Raw genomic sequence first — 22,447 nt, forward strand, 5'->3', positions numbered from 1 at the left:
TTCATACCGCTAGTGCCACAGCCGCAGAGATGAGTGTTACGAACGTGCCATTATTGACTCATGGAAAGACATCCACTCACCAATACGCACCTACAACCCACTAATAAGCAATATTTTCGAACAGGAGCTATGGTTTGTGATATTTTTAGAGAGCGGCAGGTGGCTGACGAACAGCCATCACAACAGAGCCTTTCAGGACGCCTGTCTGACGCCCCTGAACTCGAACCGTGCGCCACCGGCCTCGCTCTCAGTCACGGACACCGACCAGTCGTGTGCCGTCGCGATCTCCTTGACGATAGCGAGGCCGAAGCCGGTGCCGCCGTCGGTTGTGGTGTACCCGCTTTCGAACACTGTCTCGTGTTTCTCCGGTGGGATACCGCCGCCATCATCGGCGACGTAAAATCCCGAATCGCCGAGATCACCGACTTCAACGGTGACAGCCGAACCGCCGTGTGTCACGGCGTTGTTAATGAGGTTTTCGAGGAGTTGGCGAACGCGGCTCTCATCGGCGTAAATCGTGCTCTCAGTAGTGATGTCGAAAGTGGCATCAGACGTGTCAACGGCGTGCCAGCAGGACAGCGCAGTCGATTCGAGATCGAGCGGTTCCGTTTCGGATACCGTGTCCCCCTCACGAGCGAGGGTCAGAAGGTCTTCGATGAGTTCCTTCATGCGGTCGATTGCACGGTAGCAGCGGTCGAGCTGCTCGTCGTCGCCGGTGTCTCTGGCAAGGGTGAGTGACCCTTCGAGGACACTGAGCGGGTTCCGGAGGTCGTGGGAGACAATGCTTGCGAACTCTTCGAGTCGGTCGTTCTGTCGCTCCAACTCCTCTCGATACTCGATGCGGTCGGAGATATCCCGGGAGATGGCAACAAGCCGGGTTATCTCCCCGTCGGCGAAAATCGGTGTGATCTGGGTCTCCCAGACGCCGGTAGGGTGGAGGTCGCGTTCTTCGAACGTGACGGTGTCGCCGGCGGTAACGCACTGCTCGTAGTGGTTAGCGATTCGACGACCGATGTCCTGACCGGCAGCCTCGGTTGGGGTCTGTCCGGCCAGTGACTCGGTGTCGAGTCCAGTCTGCCGTTCGTAGGCCTCGTTCGTCCGAACGTATCGGAACGTCGGGTCGTCCGACGGGCCTTCAACAGCAACGAGTGCAATGGCATCGTTCGTGTTCTCGAACACCGCCTCGTACTCGTCGGTGAGTCGGGCCAGCTCCCGCTCGCGCCGCTTCTGCTCGGTGATATCGGTCGCAACGACACAGAGTGCGTACGGCTCGCCGTTCTCATCGAGAATCGGTGTCTTCCGCGTCAGTTGAATCCGGTCTGTCCCGTCGACGGGGATCACCGTCTCAAGTTCGACCGTCTCTCCGGTTTCAAGCGCACGCTGGTCGTCGGCGTGGGTCTGGTCCGCGATGTGCTCCGGGAGCAGGTCGTAATCGGTCATCCCGACGACGGACTCGTCAGCGTCGATCCCATAGAGGTCACGGGCCGCACTGTTGATGAAGAGAAAGCGGCTCTCGGTGTCTTTCATCAGGATGTACGTCGGCGCTGTGTCGAGAATTACCTGGAGTTTGCGGCTCGTGTCTTCGAGCGCCTGTTTCCGTTCTTTGTGGGTGGTCACGTCCTGATGGATCCCCACCGCGCGGAGCGGATCGCCGTTCTCGTCGCGTTCGAACACCTTGCCGATGTCGCGAATCCAGCGGTAGTCACCAGTGGCCGTCTCGAGTCGGTGATCGCATTCGTATATCTCCGTCTCACCGTCGAGGTGGGCGTTGAGCGCTTCGTAGGTGCGTTCGCGGTCTTCGGGATGAATCAGCTCATCCCACGTGTCGACCGACGGCTCCAGTTCGTCGAGCGAGTAGCCGAGCATCTCGGCCCAGCGCTCGTCAAAGGCGACTTCGTCTGTCTGGACATTCCAGTCCCAGACGCCGAGTTCGGCACCCTCAAGCGCGAGTTCGTGGCGCTCAGTGAGCGTTCTGAGTTCCTGCTGCCGGTCGAGTCGGGAAAGGGCCTCTTCGGTGTTGGCAGCGAGGGTTCGCATCAGCGAGACCGACGCGTCCTCGAAGGCGGCGGCGTCGGTCGATGCGGTGATCAGCACGCCGTGGTCGCCAAGTGGGAGCAGGATTTCGCTGCTGATGTCGGTGTCAGGATTGTAGCGGTTAGGGTGCGTGGATACGTCGTCCAAGACGCGCTGTTCGCCGGATTCGAACACGTCCCAGACGAGGCCGTCGCCCTCGCTAAACGTCGGCTGGTCGTCGATGACCGCTTGTGCTTGGTCAGTCACTGCGGCCGGTCGGAGGCGACCATCCGACTCGTCGACGAGAAAGACAGCACTGAGTGGTAATCCGAGCAGGTCGCGTGCGGTTTCGACGACCAGTTCAGCGACGTCCTCGCGTGATTCGGCGTGCATCAGCTCCCGCGTTGTGTCGTGTAACGCCTCGATTCGCTGCTGTCGCCGCTGGCGCTCCGTAATCTCCTGAAACTGCGAGAAGATCGCGACAGTCTCTCCGTTCTCACGGATGATGCGGTTGTGCCACTCACAGACGATCTCCTCGCCGTCGCCGGTCTCGATATCGAGTACTGTATTGTAGCCGCCGCTAGCTTCCTGAAGCGCCGTGATGGTCTTTTCGACCGTATCCAGCGCCGAATCTGGGACGAGTGTCTCGAACCCCTTACCGACGAGCTCCGCTTCCCCACGCCGCAGAATCTCCTCGCCTTTCTCGTTGACCTGAACCACCTCAAAGCTCTCGTCCCACTCGATAACGCCGAGCGGTGACTTGTCGATAAACAGCGAAAGGCGCTCTCGGCTCGCGTCCAGCGCTCGCTGTGACCGGTACTGCTCGACCGCGTTCGTGATGCGGTTGGCCAGAATCGTGTACTGGTCAGTGCCTTGCTGTTTCTGGAGGTAGTCAGTCACACCGGCCGAAATCGCCTCGCTGGCCACTTCCTCGGAGCCTTTGCCGGTAAAGAGGATGAACGGGAGGTCTTCATCGACGGCCCGGACAGATTCCAGAAACTCGATGCCATCCTGCTCGGGCATATCGAAATCGGAGACGACGCAGTCGATTGGGTCCTCGCTGAGCCGGGTGAGTCCCTCGTTTGCCGACGTTGCCGAGACCACGTCGAATCGGTCGTCAATGCGGCTGAGAAACGCCGCCGTCATCGACGCAAACTCGGGGTCGTCCTCAACGTGTAACACACGAACAACATCGGCCATGACACATGTGTCGGCGTGTCTGATGAATAAGCGTTGCTGCCGATCTGTTCGAATGACATGAAATCGCACCGCGATAAATCGACGACTGGACCGCCGAGAGAGTCAGCGCGTTACTCAGCGCCCCACTCGCGCTGGGTCTTGGGCCGTTCGTCGATGGCCTGAACTGCGAGTGGCTGGTCGGCAGAGTTGATCGCTTCCAGCGCCGCCTCGGCGCTCTCGTGGGTCGAGAAGTAGGTCACGGTCTCCTCGACACAGGCTTCCAGTACGTCGCGGTCGCGGGAGAGAACGAGGTCGACCTCGCCGCTCTGGATGGCGTCGATGATGGCCTCCGTGTCCTCGTAGTCGTCAAAGTCCTGTACGTCGAAGTGCTCCTCGAAGCCCAGAATCGGCAGGTCGACGATAGCCGTTCCCTCGAGTGGGATTGCCTTGCCGACGGCCATCTGAGCCTTCTGGTAGGCCTTGCCGAAGGAGCCGGCGGTCCCCATGACCTCGCCGGTGGATTTCATCTCCGGGCCGAGACGCGGGTCCGACCCCGGCAGGCGGTCGAAGGGCAGCACGACCTCTTTGACCGAGACCTGCTCGGGAATCTGCTCCTGCACATCGAGTTCGGACAGCGTCGCGCCGGACATCACCTTGGCGGCGATCTTCGCGATTGGCACGCCGGCCGTCTTGGAGATGAACGGGACGGTACGGGACGAGCGCGGGTTCGCTTCGAGGACGAACACCTCGCCGTCGCGGACAGCGAGCTGGACGTTCAGCAGGCCGACCGTATCGAGCGCGTCGGCGATGTCCTCGACGACTTCGCGGATGCGCGGCATCACGTCCTTGATTTCCTGAGACCGGGGCGGAATCATACAGGCGGAGTCGCCCGAGTGGATACCCGCTGTCTCGACGTGCTCCATCACGCCGCCGATGAGGATGTCGTCCTCGTCGGCCACAGCGTCGACGTCCAGTTCGACGGCGTCGGCGAGGAACTCGTCGACGAGGATGGGTTTGTCCGGGGAGACGCGGACCGCTTCCTCGATGTACGTTTCGAGATCGTCGTCGTTGTACACCACGTCCATTGCACGGCCACCGAGCACGTAGCTCGGGCGCACGAGGACGGGGTAGCCGATGTCGTGAGCCAGATCAAGTGCCTCTTCCTTCGAGGTGGCGGAGCCGCCTTCGGCCTGTGAGATGCCGAGTTCGTCCATCAGCTTGTTGAAGCGGTCGCGGTCCTCGGCGAGGTCCATCGCGTCGACGGACGTTCCCATGATCTCACAGTCGAGGTCGCGGCGCTGCAGTTCCTGTTCGAGCGGGTGGCCGATGTCGACGGAGGTCTGGCCGCCGAACTGGACCATCACACCGTCGGCGTCGGTCGCCTCGATCACGTCGGCGACCTCCTCGGCGGTGACCGGCTCGAAGAACAGGCCGTCGGAGGTGTCGTAGTCGGTCGACACCGTCTCGGGGTTGTTGTTGACGACGTGGGCGTCGATGCCCAGTTCCTCCAGCGCGCGGACCGCGTGGACCGAACAGTAGTCGAACTCCACGCCCTGTCCGATACGGATGGGCCCGCCACCGACGACCACGACGCTTTCGAGGTCGGGGTCAATCTGGAGTTCGTTGCGGTCGATACCCGACAACGGGTCCCGCGTCGAGTAGTAGTACGGCGTCGTCGCCTCGAACTCGCCGGCACAGGTGTCGACCAGCTTGAAGTCGCGGTCGGTGGTGTCCGTCTCGACAGTGTCAACTGTGACACCAGAGCCGTCGGTCGCGGCTTCGACTTCGGGCTCGTCGCCGCCGTCCTCGTCGAGGTCCGCTGGGAGCCACGAGACGTGTGTGTCGTTGAACTCGCCGCCGGCGAGCGCGGTAATCTCCTGATCGGTGAAACCGGCCTGTGCGGCGGTCTCGTAGTCGCCCTCGCGGGCGGCGTCGGCGGCATCGGCGACCTCCTTGAACCGCTCGACGTACCACTCCTTGATGTCAGTGATGTCGACGACTTCCTCGACAGTGTAGCCGCGGCAGAACGCCTCGAACATCGCGTACGGGCGGTCGGGCGTCGGCTTTTCGAGATACTCCGTTTCGAGTTCCACGTCGTCGATCTCGTTGAAGTCAGCAGCCGGGTTGTACTCCGAGGAGCGAAGCGCCTTCAGCAGGCTCTCGGGGAAGGTCCGGCCGATGGACATCGCCTCGCCGGTGGACTTCATCGCCGTCGAGAGTTCGAACTCCGTGTCGCGGAACTTGTCGATGGGCCAGCGCGGGACCTTCGTCACGACGTAGTCGATAGCCGGCTCGAAGGCGGCGGTCGTCTCCCCGGTGATTTCGTTGTCGATTTCGTGGAGGCGCTTGCCGAGCGCGACCTTGGCGGTGACGCGGGCAATCGGGTAGCCGGTCGCTTTCGAGGCCAGCGCCGAGGAGCGGGAGACGCGCGGGTTCACTTCGACGACGCGGTACTCGCCGCCGGGTGTACCGTCGTCGTGCCAAGCGAACTGGATGTTACAGCCGCCCTGAATCCCCAAGTCACGGATGACCTTCAGCGCGGAGTCACGCATCTCCTGATGGCCCTCGTCGGGGATGACCTGCGAGGGGGTGACGACGGTCGACTCCCCGGTGTGGATACCCATCGGGTCGATGTTCTCCATGTTGCAGATGATGATACAGGAGTCGTCGGCGTCGCGCATCACCTCGTATTCGAGTTCGACCCAGCCGGAGATGGATTCGGTGATGAGGACCTCGTTGTTGCGCGAGAGGCGCAGGCCCTTGCGGACGCGTTCGATGAGTTCGTCCATCTCGTCGACGACGCCGGAGCCGGAGCCACCGAGCGTGTACGTCGTGCGTGCGATGACCGGGAGTCCGCCGACCTCGTCGACGGCTGCTTCGACACGGTCCACGAGCGATTCTTCGTCCAGATCGGTGACCGACTCGCCCTCGTCGAGCGTGATGGTCGTCGAGCGCGGCACCGGTTCGCCGATGTCTTCCATCCGCTGTTTGAACAGGTCGCGGTCCTCCGTCGCGTAGATGGTGTCCAGTGGCGTCCCCATCACGTCCACGTCGTACTCGTCGAGGACGCCCTCCTCGGCGAGTTCAGCCGTGACGTTGAGGCCGGTCTGGCCGCCGAGGCCAGCGATGACGCCGTCGGGCTCTTCTTTCCGGATGATCTCAGAGATAGCTTCGGTGTTGATGGGTTCGAGATACACCTTGTCCGCCATCTCCGGGTCAGTCATAATCGTCGCCGGGTTCGAGTTCACGAGCACGACGCGGGCACCCTCTTCCTGAAGGGCACGACACGCCTGTGCACCGGAGTAGTCGAACTCGGCCGCCTGTCCGATCTTGATCGGGCCACTGCCGATGAGCAGGATTGTACGGTCCTCGTCCGCTGTCATTGTACGAGCGGAGTCTACACATCGTAATAAGCCCGGCGAAAGGATGCGAAGCTCGAAGCCTAATTTCGAATATCGTAATGCGTGAGCGTCATATGATTGGCTGTCTCATATAGGGGCGCAGGATAGAATTCGGACGGCAGCGGTGCCAAGAGCTGTCAGTTGTCGCGGTCGGGAACGCGATACCGGTAGGGCTGGCCCTGAATGACTTCGACCTCGCCGGACTGAGCACGCCGACCCAGAACTGTCGCAACACGGTGGGCGCTCCCGAACGCCTCGTCGTGTTCTTCCAGCAGGTCACAGATTTCGCGGGCCGTCAGTGTGCCGTCGGCGTCGGCTTCTTCGAGCACTGTCAGAATGCGCTCGAACTCTCCCTCACGCATAGCCATACACGATTACAACACCGCATTCACCATATAACACCGTCAGACAACAGTCAGACGGCTGATTTCGGGAAATCAGCCGACGGCGTCGCGTCGGTGGCTGTCGGACAGTGCGGGGTCGCTGTCTGTCGCGTTCGCCCAGTGTTGTCGGACCCATGCCGGTCGGGAGACATCCGTGTCGTCGATTGCAGAGTATCGGATTTCGTAGTCGACCAGAGCGTTTCTGGAGCGGTCCCAGTACGAGACGGTGAGCGACTGGACGAGTCCATCCGGTCGGACCGCTGCCCGAACGCTGTAATTGTCGGCCGGTTCGAACGCCGCCGGCGGCTCCGTGGCCGTGAGTATCACGGGGCAGGTATCACAGCCGTCCCTCGGCCGGTCGACGCTGCTGTTCGTCGCGAGATATGCCTCGACCAGTCGAGCAGGGTCCGGGTCGAGGAGATCGCTGACCGGTGTGGGTCGCCTCGTCGCAGTCCAAGCTCCCTGCGCTCGCTCGTCGTAGATGTAGCGACGGGCTCCGTCGGTGTACACTCGCTTCGTGTAGTTCTTGTCGACAATTTCGGTCCGATATTCGTAGTGATAGCTGTCTTCGACAACAAGCGAAACGATCTGCGTCCCCCATTCCAGCGATAGCCGCATTCCCAGAACGTACGAGCGGTTCCGAGTTGCCCGGCGATGTGCCGCCGCGAGTCGCCTAGCGTCGACGCCGTCCGCAGTGATGACCGCTTCGACCGAGTCGTCCTGAGACTGCTCGGGAACCGGAACTGGAGTCACCGTCTGTTGCTCCGCTCCACTGAATGCGCCACAGCCCGCAACAAGCAAGAGTACGAGCAGGACCGCGACGCGACCCGCCATACCACATGTGTGAGCCGACCCCACTAAGTACTCAGGTCGTTATCGGTCTCAGATCGCGGTATCCGAGCGGCCGTCGAAGTTCCGTTCGTCACGGTACTGCTCGACAAACGCGTCAACGTCGAACTGGAGCATCTGTTCTTCGAACTCCGCCATCACGTCGTCGTCCTCTGCGTGGCTGATGGCGTGTTCCATCAGTTCCACGAGCAGTTCGACGACGATTTCGTGGAGGCGGCGGGAGTCGAAGCCGCTCACCCACGCCAGCGAGAACCCAACCGACCCGTCCTCACTGGTGTCGGCGGCGACGACCTTCTCCGGAAACTCCTCCATGACGACGCCCATCAGGTGGACGGTGGTGAACTCGTCGTAGTCGTCGTTGGTCTCGATAGTCGCATGTAGCACCTCAGTGAGAAACTCCGGCACGAACCGTGCCAGCGGGTGCGGGTCAAGCACGACAGCGTGTGTCTTCCCGCAGTCGCACGCGAACTCCCGCATGCCCAGATGGAGGTCATGCGTGTCGACGCGTTCGCCACAGGGTAGTTCGAGTTCGGACTCACGTCCGCCGGGCACGCGCGGTTCAGCCATTACCCGCGATTGGTCGCTCGCGTGGTTAAAGGCCGCGATACGAACTACAGTGGATTAGAGCCCGCCGATGGACTCTGTTTCCTGTGTGTAGCCGGACTCCGTTGCTTGGAGGTACGCGACGGTCGTCACAGCGATCGAGAACACGCCGACGACACTAGAGAGGACCGTCGAGACCGTCGTCAGGACCATCGGCGGTAGCGATATCGGGAGGAGGCTGAAAGCCCCGCCGAGAACGATTCCGAGCACCGCAAGCACAATAGCCAGAACAAACGTGGCGAGGAGGTTGTCGGTGACGATACCGACACTGTTGCTGATTGATTCGATGATTCCGCTGTCGTTCAGCGCAATCTCCTGTCGGACAAAGAAAAACAGGAGTGCAAACACCAGTCCGGGGATGATAAGCAGAACGAGGCCGATGCCCACTGCGATGGTCGTGAAAATGCCGGCTACAATCGCGACTGCAACAGTTTTTCCCAGTCGCCGGCCCACATTGTCCGGAATCGGTGCACGGTCATCGCTGGCAAAGGCACGGATCGCGACGATGTTCAGCGCCTCGTTGACCACAAACAGCACGAGCGCGCCGACGGCGGCAACTGCAATCGGCAAGTCAAGTGCCAGTGGCGTCCCACCAGCCATTGCCGCCTGATTTACCTGTGCATCGCTCGGCAGTTGTCCCAGAAACAGCTCTGTGAACGCCTTCGAAAGCGACGCCCAGACGACAGAGCTGAGTAATCCATAGACGATGAATACGCCGGCAAACACCGCCCCGCGCTCACTGAGTAGTTCGTCGATACCGTCTTGGAAGGCACGGCCGATTTGGAGGGCCATACACACCACCCGTAACCGGGAACTATAAAGCTGAATGAATATTTCGGAGTGACGGAAGACAGTGCGCAATCAAGCCCACTTCTCAGAACGCGTCATCGTTTTGATCAGCTCGAACCTGAATGTAGGCGTCCGTAATTACGGCGAGGCTGAACGCCTGCACTGGCGCGTTTAGCACCATCGACGCGACCTGTAGAACAGACTGGGACGGCAGGTCGAACGTGCCGGGCAGGACCATCGAGATGACGGACGCCGTCGCAGGAATGCCCGGAACGATACCGAGAAGCGCCAGAATGAACAGCAGGACGATTATTTGGGCCGGAGCGTCCATGAATCGCGCGACAGCGTGTTTGAGCGTCTCGACGTACCCGCCGTCGTACAGGGCAATCGCCTGCAGCAGGTAGACGAGTGCAAGGCCGACGACCAGAGAGGCGAGCACGCTACCGAGCGACGCGACGAGACTTAGTATAACCTGTCCGTTGAGTTGGAAAAACGTCGAGCTCATCGAGATTGCGAACATCACGATTGCGATGCCGCCACCGAGGACAGCCGTCATCACGGCACGCTCCGACGCGTTGTCGCTCCTGATTTCGCTCTGGTCTGCGAACAGCCGGATACCCCAGAACTTGACAAGCTGTCCGAGCACGAGGAACACCAGCAGCAACACCACGGCGACTGGAGCCGCCAGATCAAGGCTGAACGGCCCGACGAAATCTGTCATCGAAAACCCCGGGCCGCCCGCCCCGGCAGAGCCGCTGGGGCTGCCCTGCGGCATCAACTCGTCGAACAGCAATCCCATTACCGACGAACTTGCGACAGTGTTTCCGAGGCTGTACAGGAGAAAAACGCCCATGACCAGAAGGCCGCTTTCGCTGGTTACATCGTCGATACCGCGCCGTAACGCGTCGCCGGTATGGAGGGCCATATCTTCAGTCGCTCTCCGGGAAAATATAAAACTAGTCGAAGCGAAGGCCCCGACAGCAGTGGGGGTGTATCGCTACGGCCAGTCGTCGCGCTCCTCGTCTTCGTCGGTTGTCGCGTCCGGCGTCTCCGGTTCGCCGAGGTCCCAGTCGGCCGCCTCCGCGGCCTGCGTGACGGGGAGGTACTCCCAGCCCGCCGTCTCAGCGAGGGCGGCGTCGTCGTCGTTAGCGCCGACGAAGACGTGCCGGTCAGTGTCGAACTGCTCTTTGACGTTTTCGAGGCTCTCCTCACGACCGCGCGGGCCGGAGAAGAAGTCTTGCCGGATACGGTGTTTCCGGGTGAAGTTCGTCACGACGTAGGTGGGCTGTTCGGAGATGACGCCGACGTACTCGGACCACTGGCGCGCGTCGTTGAACACGCTGTCCGGATAGGCCAGTTGCTTGAGAGCGTCGAGGTCGAACGCGAGGGTCATATCGCCGCTGCCGCCATCCATACGCGACTCTCCGCTTTAGGGCGAAAAAAGAGCGTCGTTCTCCCGCTGGCAGTTACTCGCGGTGCTGGTCCTGTTCGGCGAGGCGCTCGGCTTCCGCCTGTATCTCATCCATCTCGCTGGCCGCCTGCGCGTCGCTCTGACCGTGGCTGTAGTTGACTGACGAGTCGAGCAGCGACCCGGCAAAGACGCTGTCGTCCGACGGGTCGGCCTCGTCCGGGTTGCCGGATCCGCTTCCGGTGAGCCAAGCGACCAGCCGGTGGAGGGCATCACGCATATGCGTCGCTACGTCCACAACGCGTAAAAATATCGGTGTCGGCGAGCCTTATTCGGCCGGCGCGGGTGTCTGTGCCTTCACTTCTTCGAGGTCCACTTCCTTCTCCAGTAGCAGTTCCTTCTGCTCTGCAACTTGGCGCTCCTCGCGGATGAGCTGTTTGAACGCCGACTGCTGTGAGAGGTCGCCGATCAGCACGCCGCCGATGAGCTGGCCGTTCTCGAAGGCGAGACGCCGCCACTCGCTGTCGGAGTACTTCCGTTCGGCCTCGTCGTCGCCACGAGTCGGGTGCCCGAACGAGAGGAACGGGAAGTCAAAGTGCGTGATGGAGTACGAGGAAACCCAGCGGAACTCCTTCTCTTCGGCGTCGGCGACCATGTTCGTTCCGGCGACCGATCCCTGCTCCTTGGCCGAGCCCCACGCGCCGTTTTGCGCCTGTGAGTTCAGGATAGTGTCGTAGAACTGCGTGAGGTCGCCCGCAGCGTAGATGTCCTCGATGTTGGTCTGCATATATTCGTCGACGACAACGCCGTCATCGAGTTCGAGCCCCGTCCCGTTGAGGAACTCGGTGTTGAAGTCCAGACCGATGGCGACGCCGGCCCACTCGCCGTCGTAGTGGTTGCCGTCGGGGTCGACCGCGCCCGTGACGTGGCCGTCGTCGTCGACTTCGAAGTGGTCGACGCCGGACTCGAAGACGGGTTCGACGCCGTTCTCTTCGAGCGCCTCGTGGATGATCTCCGCACCGTCCTCCGAGAGCGCGTAGCGCCACCAGCGGTTGCCACGCATCAGGTACTTCGCGTCGATTTCCTGTGCGGCACAGACCGCCGCGAGATCGATACCGAGCAGACCCGCCCCGACGATGATGCCTTGGTCGGACTCGTCGGCGTGCTCGCGGATGCCACGGGCGTCTTGGAACGTCCAGAAGTGGTGGATGCCGTCGGCGTCGCTGTTCTCGACCGGCAGCTGTGCCGGCGTCCCGCCCGCTGCCACCAGCAGCTTGTCGTACTCGTAGGTGTCGCCCTCATGAGTCTCGATCTCGTGGGCGTCAGGGTCGATGTCCGTCACGTGGGTGTTCAGCTGGAGATCGATGTCGCGCTCGTCGTACCACTCCGGCTCGTGGATGGAAATCGGCGCTTCCGGCAGCTTCCCCTTGGCGAACTCCTTGATCAGAATCCGGTTGTACAGTGCCTCCCCCTCGTCGGTCAGGACTGTGACCGACGCGTCCGGGTCCGCTTCCCGGATTGTCTCGGCTGCGGACGCACCCGCAATGCCGTCACCGATGATTACGTGCGACGTGCTCATGTACGGCCGATACGAAATCGGGCCTAATGTGGATTGCTATCTGCGTATCGTTTGCGATAGCGAGATAGACACAGCTGAAGACGCCGATAGTCGAGGATTTGAAGGCGCTGGGGCCCGTATTCGCAATCGAAATGAAAATCTACCAGAACCCGCGCCACTGGGCGAGCAAGAAGGCGCTGACCACACCCGGCGTCCGGTCGGTGGCCAACTACGGGCTGGTGAAACTCCACACCAAGATCTTCCTCGGGAAGGCCGACGAGGCCCACCGAGAGGAGCGCCGCGACCACCTCGATGACTTCTTCGACGCCACGATGGACACGTACGTGGCTGCGCTGCAGGCAGACTACTCCGAGGCTGAGGCCCGAGAGATAACCCACATTCAGGCGAATTTCGACTTCTACAACCACGGCTGGACGGAGATGATGGAGTTCCCGGCCGACGAACTCGAAGCCCACCACGAGCGGTACGCGGACTTCTTCGACACGCACGGCATCACCATCTCGGACCCGCTGGGGACGTTCCGACCGGCCGGCGGTATCGCCGACGCGCCGTCGACGCCGGAGAAGCTTGACGAGCCGGAACACCCCCACGCCGTCGGTGGCTTCGCCGACGACGTCTACGTCGAAACCGAGGACGGCGAGATGATCGTCGGCGGCGGCCGCGAGGAGCCGGAGGACGTGAGTCCGGCCGACGCGCCGGTCCTTGACGAGGACGACGTGGAAAACGCGGCCGGCGACTGAGTCGAGCGGCGGTCGGAAGTGTGTCTTTGCCGGTATCAGCAGCAATCACTGGAATCGGCCGACGGGTGGCCGGTCCGGAGAATATCGCTTCGAGAAACAGAACGCTCAGCGGCGGGCTTCGGAGAGCGGTGACTCGGAGCCTGTCGCCGCTGTGGGGCCGCGTGCGATCCGGTCGGCGCACTCGAACCCCGCGACGATGCCGCCGTTGAGCGAGCGCTCCGGGTACTGGGCCCGCGAGGCCATCCCGGCGTAGTAGAGGCCGTCCGCGACGGCGTCACCCAGATCGTACGGGATGACCATGTCCAGATAGCCGCGCTCGTAGACCGGCGCTGTCCGGGGGTTGCGACCCGTCCGGATCCAGTTGACTGCGTCGCGGTCGAACTCGGGGAAGAGCGATTCGATGCCCCCCAGCCACGTCTCGGCGACCTCGTCGTCGCTCTGTTGCCAGACGGCTTCGGACTCGTCCTGAATGTATCGCGCGACGTACAGGAGATGTTCGCCGCCGTACCGCTCGGCAGAGACGAAGTTCGTGTGTTCGATGAGCGCGCCGAAGGGGGCCTCGTCGGCGATGTTCAGCCAGTACGTATCCAGCAGTGACTCCTCCATGCTGATGACCGAACACACCGTCCCTTGGAAGTCGATATCGCAGGTGTAACCCGTCAGCTCTTCTAGAACGTTCGGCATCGTCGCGACGACGATGCCGTCGACTTCGTGGACCGCCGTCCCGGTTCCGTCGGTGGCCGTCAGCGACGAGACGGCCCCGCCGTTCGTATCGAGGTCAGTTACGCGCGTGCCCGTCGCGATGTTGTCACGGCCGACGGCGTCGGCCAGCGCGTCGAGCAATCTTCCGAACCCACCGTCGAAGTAGCCCAGAATCTCACCGTTCAGGATGTCTCGCTCGCCGCGGAACTTGACCCGCCCGAGTAGCCACGCGGCGCTCACGTCGTCTTTCCGGTCGCCGAACTTCGCGTCCAGCAGCGGCTCGAAGAAATTCTCGTAGACGCCCCGCGTCGTGTGTTCGACGACGAACTCCTCGATGGGCACGTCCTCGAAGTCCTCCAGTCGCTCGTAGGTGTCGAAAGATGGGACGCCGCCGCGAACGTCGATGTCGAGGACGAGCATCCCCAACCGGAACGTGTCGTACAGCGAGAGATGGGGATACGAGAGAATCTCCCAAGGCTTGTCCATCGGGTGGACCACGCCGTCGACGTAGTAGGCGTTCTCCCCGATGTGCCACTCGACCGCGTCACCGAGGCCCAGTTCCTCGGCGAGTTCGACGATGGTTTCCTCGGATTTCGAGAGGTGATGATAGAACTTCTCGATGGGGTCACCAGCCGTCTCGTAGGTCGCTGCCAAGCCACCGAGGTCTTCACTGGCCTCGAACACACGAACCTCGTGACCACGTTGTTGGAGCCGGTACGCTGCCGAGAGGCCGGCGATACCGCCACCGACGACGCCAATCATACCCCGACGTATCAGTGGTTGTGGGATTTAGTTTGCGCTTCGGTCGCCACCGTCTCTGTTTCGTCGGGCTGATTATCGGCTTCCGCCTCATCGGCTGTCACCGCCTGCTGGAATTCGAGGACGGCGACCGTCCCAGTCGGGTGGTTGTCTTCGAACCAGAGCGTCCCGCTGTACAGCTCCATCATGACCGAGACGAAGTAGAGGCCGAAGCCGCCGGCGGTCTGGTCGGGTGAGAGCCCGCGTTCGAACACCGTCGTCTTCAGTTCGTCGCTCATTCCGGGGCCGTCGTCGGCGATGCGGACCTGCAGCCAGTCGCTGGCCTGCTGGACCGAGACCGTCACTTGCGGGATGTCGGCGTCGTTGTGGTCGACCGCGTTCCGGAGGATGCTCAGGAGGACCTCTTCGAGCAGTTCGTTCGCCTGCACGCTGTAGTTCCTGTCCAGCTCACAGGAAACCGACACCGAGTCGTACTCGGCCCGGAGCGACTCAGTTGCGCGACGGAGCGTGGCATTGAGGTCGACGGCGTCTAACCGCTCAGCTTCACTCGCCGTCACCGTGTTGTTGATGTCGCGTATCGTTTCGCTCATCTCCGTGAGCTTCCCACACCAGTCGCTGATGCTGTCGAGATGCCGCCGTTTCGACCGCGGCACGTCGTTTCTGATGTGCTCCGCGCGGCCGCGGATGACGACCATCGCGTTGTGCAGCGAGTGTCTGAGGACGCCGTTGAAGAACTCGATCTGCTCGCGGCGTCGCTGGACCGAGCTACGGCTCTGGCGGAGTTCGCGCTCGCGCTCGACCTGATCGAGGGCCACCTGTGTCGTCTGTGCGAGAATCGCGGCGTATCGCCTGTCTTCCGTGGCGAAGGTGTCGTCGTACGACGTAACGGCCATCACGCCATGGGAGCCAAGCGGCAGCATAAGCGCATTGTCAAGCGGGCCGAGCCCATCTCGGTCCAGCGAGACGGATTGTACCTCGCCGGTTTCGTAGGTCCGCCAGAGCTTGCTCTCGGGCTCGTCCGTCGGCGTGCCGTACAACAGTTGTTCCTCGACGTTATTTGCAATCGTCTCGCTGATGACGGTCGGTTCAAGAACCCTCTCGTCTTCGAGGAACACGCCCGCCGCGTTCTGGTCGAGAACAGCCGTCGCGAACTCGACAGCCATCTCCGCGACTGCCTCGGCGGTCTCGGCCTCGATGAACTGCTGGGTCGCGGCCTGCAGCGATTCGAGTCGGTCCTGCCGTCGCTGCTGGCCGGTCACATCCCTGAGAACGACGAGCCGACCGCGTTCCGTCCCGGACTGGTCGGTGAGGCTCGTCGTCTGTGGGTTGTAGTACGTGAACGAATCACCGAACGAGAACACCTCGCCACGCTCGATGTGGTTCAAAAGTCCCGGAGCGAGGGTATCGAGTGACTCCCCGTCCGGGTCTGGATGCTCCAGTGCGCTAGCCGCCGCGGCGTTGTAATCGATGATGACACAGTCGTCGTTGAGAGCGATGACCGGGTCGGGAAGGTTGTCGACGAGGATGTCCCCCGACAGCGTCGTCACGGACAGCGACTCGTCCTTGAACAGTACCCAGCCGACGAACAGCACGTTCATCGAGAACGCCATCGGCGTGAAGTCGACGGCCGGGTGCGGCGTGTACCCGAAATCGTACAGCATGGCGATAAGCATCGGAAGGAGGGTTCCAATGATGATTGCCGAAGTCTGCCGCCGATAGATGTTCTGTGACCGAAACAGGAACTCGATCAGGAGCACATATCCGAGCAGTAACGGGACATAAGAGACTGCAAGAGTTGTTGTGTAGGCTGCTCCACGCTGAACGGCGAACAGCGTCGCGCCGTTTTGAGTGATGGGGACGGCCGTTGCCGCAACGAAGCGTCCCTGGCCGACGAGCAGGAGCAACACGTCCGCGTTCGCCGCAAGCAAAAGCGGAGCGAGACGCGACGGACGGAGCCACGAGCGTCGACCGGTATAGACAAGCACGAAAACGGTCCAGAGGGCGACCAGCTGGGCCGATGTGGTCCGTGCCAGCACGTACACCGTTTCTGCAACGGACGGGTTGGTGGCGATGACCTGCCCGAGAGAGACAGCACACCAACACCCCCCGGCAAGCGCGAGCCAGCCGTACTGGCGTGCGCCGGGAGCATCTTGGTGTCGAGTGGCGATAACCGCAACTGCGAAGCTGATGAGTGCCCCACCCGCGTTCCCGAGGATGGCGACCGTGGCGATGTCGACATCCATATCGATACCTATCCCAACGTCAAGTTTCCCAGTATTATGCCTTTGGGCCGCGTTCTCAGTACTGCGAAACGGCCACAGTGTCGGTTCGCTACCTTTTTGCCTACACTGCTGAAATTCCCGGGCATGCTGACAGTCCGGGCGCCGGCTACCAGTGCGAACCTCGGGAGCGGCTTCGACGTGTTCGGCGTCGCACTGGAGCGTCCGGCCGACGTCGTCCGTCTGGAGAAAGCCGACCGGGTCACCATCGAGGTGACTGGCGCTGGCAGCCAGTACATCCCAGAAGACCCCGACAAGAACACCGTCGGTGCTGTCGCTGACGCGCTCGATGCGCCGGCCCACATCCAGATCGACAAGGGCGTCCGTCCCGCGTCTGGGCTTGGCTCCTCCGCGGCCAGCGCCGCCGCGGCGGCCGTCGGGCTGAACGAACTGTACGACCGGGGCTACTCCCGCGAGGAACTGGTTCCCATCGCCGCCAAGGGCGAGGCCGTCGTTTCTGGCGACGCCCACGACGACAACGTCGCCCCCTCGATCATGGGCGGATTCACCATCGCGACCGAAAAGGGCGTCACGCAGGTCGACGCCGACATCCCGCTTGTCGCGTGTCTGCCCGATATCGTCGTGTCCACGCGGGACGCGCGCAACGTCGTCCCCGAAACCGCCCGCGTCGACCAGATGGTAGAGACAGTGGGTAACGCCGCGTCGCTGACGACGGGGATGCACCGCGACGACCCCGAACTCGTCGGTCGAGGGATGCACGACACTGTCGTGACGCCGGCCCGCGCGAAACTCATCGACGGCTACGAACAGGTCCGAGAGGCCGCCCTAGCGGCCGGTGCGACTGGCGTCACTATCTCCGGGGCCGGCCCGACCGTCATCGCCGCCTGCGCCGAGGCGGACCGCCGGCAGATTGCGAGCACGATGCTCGACGCCTTCGGCGAGCGCGGCGTCGACGCCCGCGTGTACCAGACTCGGATCGGCGGCGGAGCGGAAGTGTTCTAGAGCGGGCGTTCGGTACGTCGCCGTCGTACTGTTTCGAACAGCCAGCAAGCCCTGTGGGTATCGACTGGCAACTCAGTTACCGAGCGGGACCTGCTGGCTCTTTGCGTCCGCTACAACAACACGAAGGACAGCACTATCCACCCTGAACGTACTCGTTGCGCACGTCGCGCAACACCTCCTCGGCGTGGCCTTTCGGGTCCGGCTCGTAGACTGACGTGACTTCGCCGTCGGCCAGTACGAACGTCCGACGGGCCGTCCGGCCGCCACTGGTGTCCACGCCAAACGCGTCGGCGACGGACCCATCGGGGTCGGCGAGCAGGTCGTACAGCAGGCCCTCCGCCTCGGCGAACTCGTCGTGGGTCGCCACGTCGTCCATCGAGACACCGTAGACGGTGATGCCTCCCTCACGGAACTGCGGGAGGTGGTCTTGGAACTCGCGGGCCTCGATGGTACAGCCGCTGGTGAAGTCCTCGGGATAGAAAAACAGCACCGTCGGTTCCTCAAAGTCGGGCGAGACGGGTTCGCCGAACTGGTTCTGTGCGCTGATGTCGGGCGCGGGTGCTCCGGGTTCGAGCATTACCCGACATCAGACCGGAGCACCTACACGCCTTTGGGTGGCGGCAGCACGTCCCGACGGCAGGATTTGGACAACCATTTAACCGACCCCTTAGAAACCCTGCCCATGTCGAATCCGCGAATCCTGATTCTCGGGCCGCCGGGAGCCGGCAAAGGAACCCAGAGCGCCAACCTCGCCGACGAGTACGGCGTCGAACACGTCACGACCGGCGACGCGCTCCGGGCGAACAAGGACATGGACATCAGCGACATCGACACCGAGTACGACACGCCTCGGGAGTACATGGAAGCGGGCGACCTCGTGCCGGACGCGGTGGTCAACGCCATTGTCGAGGAGGCGCTCTCCCAAGCCGACGGGTTCGTGCTCGACGGGTATCCGCGTAACCTCGAACAGGCCGAGGAACTGGAAGGGATGACCGACCTCGACGTGATCCTCTCGCTCGACGTCTCCCGCGAGGAACTGGTCGACCGACTGACGGGCCGGCGGGTCTGTGACGACTGCGGCGCGAACTACCACGTCGAGTTCAATCAGCCCGAAGAGGACGGAGTCTGTGACGACTGTGGCGGCGACCTCATCCAGCGCGACGACGACAACGAGGAGTCTGTCCGCAACCGACTGGACGTGTTCGACGACAACACCGCACCGGTCATCGACCACTACGGGGACCACGATGGCTTCGTCGCCGTCGATGGCGAGCAGACCCCCGACGAAGTCTGGAGCGAGATTCAGGACGCCGTCGACGCACACACGGCCTGAAACGCGACGGAACCACCGTTCGAGGCCGATATCGTCGAGACAGTCAGAGTAAAACGTTGATATGCCGTCGCACCTCAAGCACACACAATGGCACGTACCGCGCCGAAGGTAGAACGACTCGCCGAAGACGGCGAGGCAATGACTGATGCGCTCTCGACGGTGCTCGCTGCGGCCGAAGAGAACGGGACCGTCACTTGGAGCGACGTGAGTGACGATCTCACGAGCGGCGAGTGGGGGCGGCTCATCGAGTCTGGCCTGCTCATCGACGCTGACGGCGAAGGGTTTGTTATCGACGACCCGGATGGCGTCCGTGAGGCGCTCGAAGAGTCCGACGCGGCCCCGAGCGACGATGACGACGACAGCGGCTGGTCGAAGTGGGACAAGCTCGCCGGGCTCGGAACGCTCGGCCTGTTTGCCGGCTACTCGATGACCTCCGTCCGGGACGTTATCGCGGGCGGGGTCATCGATATTGTCCTCGGGCCACTCAACGACATGCTGCCGTTTTACGTCGTTATCTTGGTGCTCGCGATCATCACCGGAACTACCTCGACGATTCTGCAGGACAACCTCATGGACATGTCGGGGATGGGTGACCATCAAGAGAAGATGGAGGACCTGAAAGAGCGCCGCAAAGCCGCGAAAGAACGCGATGATCAGGAGGCGCTGGATCGGCTCGAAGAGGAGCAGATGGAGCTGATGACCGATCAGATGGGGATGTTCAAACAGCAGTTCCGCCCGATGGTGTGGATCATGCTGGTCAACATCCCACTGTTCCTCTGGCTCTACTGGATTGTCTTCGGAGCCGGCGTCGACGCGAGCCCAGTCATCACGCTCCCCATCTTCGGCGAAGTCGAGGCGTGGAGCAACAGCGTCGCTGGCCCGATTCAGGCGTGGATCGTCTGGTACTTCCTGTGCTCGCTGTCCTTTACCCAGATCATCCGGAAGGCGCTCAACGTCGAGACGACGCCGACCGGATAGGCGCGAAGAGACAGCCCTTTCTATCGGGGCGTCCCGAACATCTCTATGTTGATTACCGTCTCCGGCCCGGCCGGCAGCGGCAAGAGCACGCTTGCCAAGAGTCTGGCCGACGCCCTGAACTACGAGCACGTCAGCGGCGGCGATATCTTCCGCTCGCTGGCCGAGGAACGCGGGATGACACCGCTCGAACTGAACAAAGCCGCCGAGGAGGACGCCCAGATTGATCGCGATCTGGACCGCCGACTCCGGGACATCGCCGCCGAGCGTGACGACCTCGTGCTCGAATCGCGCCTCGCCGGCTGGATGGCGGGCGAGTACGCCGATATGAAGCTGTGGCTGACCGCACCGCTGGACGTACGCGCCGACCGCATCGCGACGCGGGAGAACAAGCCCTTCGAGCAGGCCAAGACTGAAACGCGGGAACGCGGCGAGAGCGAGGCCCAACGCTACAGCGACTACTACGACATCGACTTCGATGATCTCTCTATCTACGATCTGTCGGTCAACACCGCCCGCTGGGACCCACAGGGCGTTCTGAGCGTGACCTTGCACGCCGTCGAATCGTACAGTCCCGACGGCGACGAAGGGAAGGCACCGGTCGAGAACATCCGGTACGAGTTCTGAGCCGATGACGCTCCGTGCCCCGCCCGACGAACGGGACCTCGATTCGCTTCGCTCTTTCGGTGTCATCAACCTCGACAAGCCCCCGGGCCCGTCGGCCCATCAGGTCGCGGCTTGGATTCGAGACGCCACCGGACAGGATCGGGTCGCCCACGGCGGGACGCTCGATCCGAAGGTGACCGGCTGTCTGCCCGTGTTGCTCGGCGACGCCGCCCGGATGGCGCAGGTGTTCGACGACGCCATCAAGGAGTACGTCACCGTGCTCGAACTTCACGACCAAGCCCCGGCAGACATCACGGATATCGTCGCCGAGTTCGAGACCGAGGTCTACCAGAAGCCGCCCCGAAAGAGCGCAGTGAAGCGTCAGCTACGCGCTCGCCGGATTCACTCGCTGGATATCCTCGAACAGGGCGAGCGCCGGTTGCTCCTGCGAGTCCGGTGTGCTTCGGGCACGTACATCCGGAAACTGTGTCACGACATCGGGCTGGCGGCGGGGACCGGCGCGCACATGGGCGACCTCCGCCGGACGGCGACCGGGAGCTTCGACGACGGGTCGCTGTCGACGATGCACGACCTCGTGGACGCGCTGGCCTTTGCTGAAGACGGCGACGAAGCACAACTGCGCGGAATCATCCAGCCGGCCGAGCGCGCGTTGGTCCACCTGCCACGGGTCACGATTGCGCCGAGTGCGGCGCGTGAAGTCGCCGAGGGCGCGCCGGTGTACGCGCCGGGCGTCATCAAAGCCGGGCCGGCCGAAGTGGGCGAAGCGACGCCCGAGAGAGGGTCTCAGGTCGTCTCTGTCACGCCCGACGGGGCTGCGGTCTGTCTGGGGACGCTCGTCGGCGACCCGGATGCCAACAGCGGCCTCGTCGTCGAAATCGACCGCGTACTGGTATAAGTCGTCGTTCTGGAGGTAGCGTTGATTATTCCGGGTCGGATATGCATGAGGCGCGCGAAAAGCTAAGGCCGTCTCTCACGTATTGTTACCATGGATAAATGGGTCGATCCCGACGAGGCCGACCCGGCGCAGTGGCGTGGCACGGGGCCGTACGATGACCTGCGCCGGGGCGCAGAGACGGTCTCGGTGCTCGAACGTGCGTGCCAGACGCCGCTGCCGTATCAACACGAGATAGACGTCCACCACACCGACGGCGTCGCCGAGCAGTTCCAGTCCAACGAGTACGAACACGCCCGCGTCGTCTACAACAGCGGTGTAGACACCAAGGGACGTATCAAACTCCTCACCCGCGGGGTGCTGTGGGGTGGCGACGAAACACACCAGCGGTTCCAAGCGCAGTACCGTCGACCGCCGCCGCCCACTGAAACCGTGCCGTTCGGTGAATACACTGTCTGGAGCCGGTACCAGTACGGGACCATCGAGCGAACCGACGACGGACTAACGTTCACCGCAAGCGAGCAGGGCCCGGATGAATCGCTCCAAGAACTCGACTGGGCGACCCTTTTCGATCCGGTCCGGGAGCGCCTCGCGGAACTGGAACTAGTTCGGAACCCGTCCTTTAGCAAATACCGTCTGGAAGAACTCGACGAGTGGGCGGCCTATCGCACACGATTCCAGTACGACCCGGGCGCGTTCGCCGTCGGTCCCTGATTAGGGGACACATACTAAACCGGGACTAGTGTGTTGTAGAGAACCATGAACCACCTACTGACGGCGGTCCCGCTCCAGCCCGGCGGTGGGTTCCTCGAACTGGCGCTGCTGTTCCTCGTCCTCGCCGTCGTCGCCGGACTGGCCGGACTGGGGGGTGTTGCGGGGCTTAGCATGCGAATCGCGAAGATACTCGTCGTCGTGTTCCTCGTCCTGATGGTCGTTAGCTTCCTCCTGTGACACCGGCGTCGGTAGTGTCGCC

General features: G+C 62.6%; 21 protein-coding genes. 8 read left to right on the plus strand and 13 right to left on the minus strand.

The genetic code is table 11. The annotated features are described in order from the left end of the window. Positions 1 to 192 precede the first annotated feature (192 nt). The 10 genes from Har1129_RS11950 to Har1129_RS11995 form a co-directional block, all read right to left on the minus strand. Positions 193 to 3,213 carry a PAS domain S-box protein gene (locus tag Har1129_RS11950; RefSeq protein ID WP_151100858.1) on the minus strand — a complete coding sequence of 1,007 codons (3,021 nt, stop codon included), beginning with the start codon at positions 3,211 to 3,213 and terminating at the stop codon, positions 193 to 195. A gap of 110 nt (positions 3,214 to 3,323) precedes the next feature. Continuing rightward, positions 3,324 to 6,575, minus strand: coding sequence for a carbamoyl-phosphate synthase large subunit (gene carB, locus Har1129_RS11955; protein WP_151100859.1), 3,252 nt, complete (start codon positions 6,573 to 6,575; stop codon positions 3,324 to 3,326). A 155-nt stretch (positions 6,576 to 6,730) separates the two neighbouring features. Further along, positions 6,731 to 6,961: a hypothetical protein gene (locus Har1129_RS11960; protein ID WP_049943992.1), complete on the minus strand. Its 231-nt coding sequence runs from the start codon at positions 6,959 to 6,961 to the stop codon at positions 6,731 to 6,733. A gap of 69 nt (positions 6,962 to 7,030) precedes the next feature. Next, a complete protein-coding gene (locus Har1129_RS11965; protein ID WP_151100860.1) occupies positions 7,031 to 7,810 on the minus strand; it encodes a hypothetical protein in 780 nt (259 codons plus the stop codon). Between the two features lie 48 nt (positions 7,811 to 7,858). Further along, the gene (locus Har1129_RS11970) at positions 7,859 to 8,392 is read right to left on the minus strand and encodes a DUF5815 family protein (RefSeq protein WP_151100861.1); all 534 of its coding nucleotides are present in this window, start codon (positions 8,390 to 8,392) and stop codon (positions 7,859 to 7,861) included. A 54-nt stretch (positions 8,393 to 8,446) separates the two neighbouring features. Next, on the minus strand, positions 8,447 to 9,220 hold the full coding sequence (locus Har1129_RS11975) for a hypothetical protein (protein WP_151100862.1): 774 nt from the start codon (positions 9,218 to 9,220) through the stop codon (positions 8,447 to 8,449). Between the two features lie 82 nt (positions 9,221 to 9,302). Then, complete coding sequence (locus tag Har1129_RS11980; protein ID WP_151100863.1) at positions 9,303 to 10,142, minus strand: hypothetical protein; 840 nt, start codon at positions 10,140 to 10,142, stop codon at positions 9,303 to 9,305. Between the two features lie 72 nt (positions 10,143 to 10,214). Next, positions 10,215 to 10,631 (minus strand): hypothetical protein, encoded by a 417-nt coding sequence (locus Har1129_RS11985; protein ID WP_151100864.1) that lies wholly within the window; start codon positions 10,629 to 10,631, stop codon positions 10,215 to 10,217. 52 nt (positions 10,632 to 10,683) lie between these two features. Then, positions 10,684 to 10,905, minus strand: coding sequence for a hypothetical protein (locus Har1129_RS11990; protein WP_151100865.1), 222 nt, complete (start codon positions 10,903 to 10,905; stop codon positions 10,684 to 10,686). Positions 10,906 to 10,953: 48 nt separating this feature from the next. Then, complete coding sequence (locus Har1129_RS11995; RefSeq protein ID WP_151100866.1) at positions 10,954 to 12,204, minus strand: NAD(P)/FAD-dependent oxidoreductase; 1,251 nt, start codon at positions 12,202 to 12,204, stop codon at positions 10,954 to 10,956. Positions 12,205 to 12,335: 131 nt separating this feature from the next. On the opposite strand from Har1129_RS11995, the gene Har1129_RS12000 reads away from it, so the two are divergent. After that, the gene (locus Har1129_RS12000) at positions 12,336 to 12,944 is read left to right on the plus strand and encodes a DUF6149 family protein (protein ID WP_151100867.1); all 609 of its coding nucleotides are present in this window, start codon (positions 12,336 to 12,338) and stop codon (positions 12,942 to 12,944) included. Between the two features lie 105 nt (positions 12,945 to 13,049). On the opposite strand, the gene Har1129_RS12005 is transcribed toward Har1129_RS12000, so the two are convergent. Both Har1129_RS12005 and Har1129_RS12010 read right to left on the minus strand, forming a co-directional pair. Then, complete coding sequence (locus tag Har1129_RS12005) at positions 13,050 to 14,408, minus strand: NAD(P)/FAD-dependent oxidoreductase (RefSeq protein WP_151100868.1); 1,359 nt, start codon at positions 14,406 to 14,408, stop codon at positions 13,050 to 13,052. Between the two features lie 11 nt (positions 14,409 to 14,419). Next, positions 14,420 to 16,648 (minus strand): histidine kinase N-terminal 7TM domain-containing protein, encoded by a 2,229-nt coding sequence (locus Har1129_RS12010; RefSeq protein WP_151100869.1) that lies wholly within the window; start codon positions 16,646 to 16,648, stop codon positions 14,420 to 14,422. Positions 16,649 to 16,771: 123 nt separating this feature from the next. Between Har1129_RS12010 and Har1129_RS12015 the strand changes: the two genes are divergently transcribed. Next, the gene (locus Har1129_RS12015; RefSeq protein ID WP_151100870.1) at positions 16,772 to 17,647 is read left to right on the plus strand and encodes a homoserine kinase; all 876 of its coding nucleotides are present in this window, start codon (positions 16,772 to 16,774) and stop codon (positions 17,645 to 17,647) included. A 133-nt stretch (positions 17,648 to 17,780) separates the two neighbouring features. Here Har1129_RS12015 and Har1129_RS12020 read toward each other — a convergent pair whose 3' ends face one another. Further along, positions 17,781 to 18,224, minus strand: a complete 444-nt coding sequence (locus Har1129_RS12020) for a peroxiredoxin (protein WP_151100871.1) — start codon at positions 18,222 to 18,224, stop codon at positions 17,781 to 17,783. 105 nt (positions 18,225 to 18,329) lie between these two features. On the opposite strand from Har1129_RS12020, the gene Har1129_RS12025 reads away from it, so the two are divergent. From Har1129_RS12025 to Har1129_RS12050, 6 genes are all read left to right on the plus strand, one after another. Further along, a complete protein-coding gene (locus Har1129_RS12025; RefSeq protein ID WP_151100872.1) occupies positions 18,330 to 18,980 on the plus strand; it encodes an adenylate kinase in 651 nt (216 codons plus the stop codon). Between the two features lie 87 nt (positions 18,981 to 19,067). Beyond that, positions 19,068 to 19,958: a DUF106 domain-containing protein gene (locus tag Har1129_RS12030; RefSeq protein ID WP_151100873.1), complete on the plus strand. Its 891-nt coding sequence runs from the start codon at positions 19,068 to 19,070 to the stop codon at positions 19,956 to 19,958. 45 nt (positions 19,959 to 20,003) lie between these two features. Continuing rightward, complete coding sequence (cmk, locus tag Har1129_RS12035; protein ID WP_151100874.1) at positions 20,004 to 20,582, plus strand: (d)CMP kinase; 579 nt, start codon at positions 20,004 to 20,006, stop codon at positions 20,580 to 20,582. 4 nt (positions 20,583 to 20,586) lie between these two features. Then, the gene (locus tag Har1129_RS12040) at positions 20,587 to 21,477 is read left to right on the plus strand and encodes an RNA-guided pseudouridylation complex pseudouridine synthase subunit Cbf5 (protein ID WP_151100875.1); all 891 of its coding nucleotides are present in this window, start codon (positions 20,587 to 20,589) and stop codon (positions 21,475 to 21,477) included. A 90-nt stretch (positions 21,478 to 21,567) separates the two neighbouring features. Beyond that, on the plus strand, positions 21,568 to 22,188 hold the full coding sequence (locus tag Har1129_RS12045; RefSeq protein ID WP_151100876.1) for a hypothetical protein: 621 nt from the start codon (positions 21,568 to 21,570) through the stop codon (positions 22,186 to 22,188). 45 nt (positions 22,189 to 22,233) lie between these two features. Then, on the plus strand, positions 22,234 to 22,425 hold the full coding sequence (locus Har1129_RS12050) for a DUF1328 family protein (RefSeq protein ID WP_058997447.1): 192 nt from the start codon (positions 22,234 to 22,236) through the stop codon (positions 22,423 to 22,425). The last annotated feature ends 22 nt before the right edge of the window (positions 22,426 to 22,447 follow it).

The sequence above is a fragment of the Haloarcula sp. CBA1129 genome (assembly GCF_008729015.1).
Lineage (GTDB): Archaea > Halobacteriota > Halobacteria > Halobacteriales > Haloarculaceae > Haloarcula.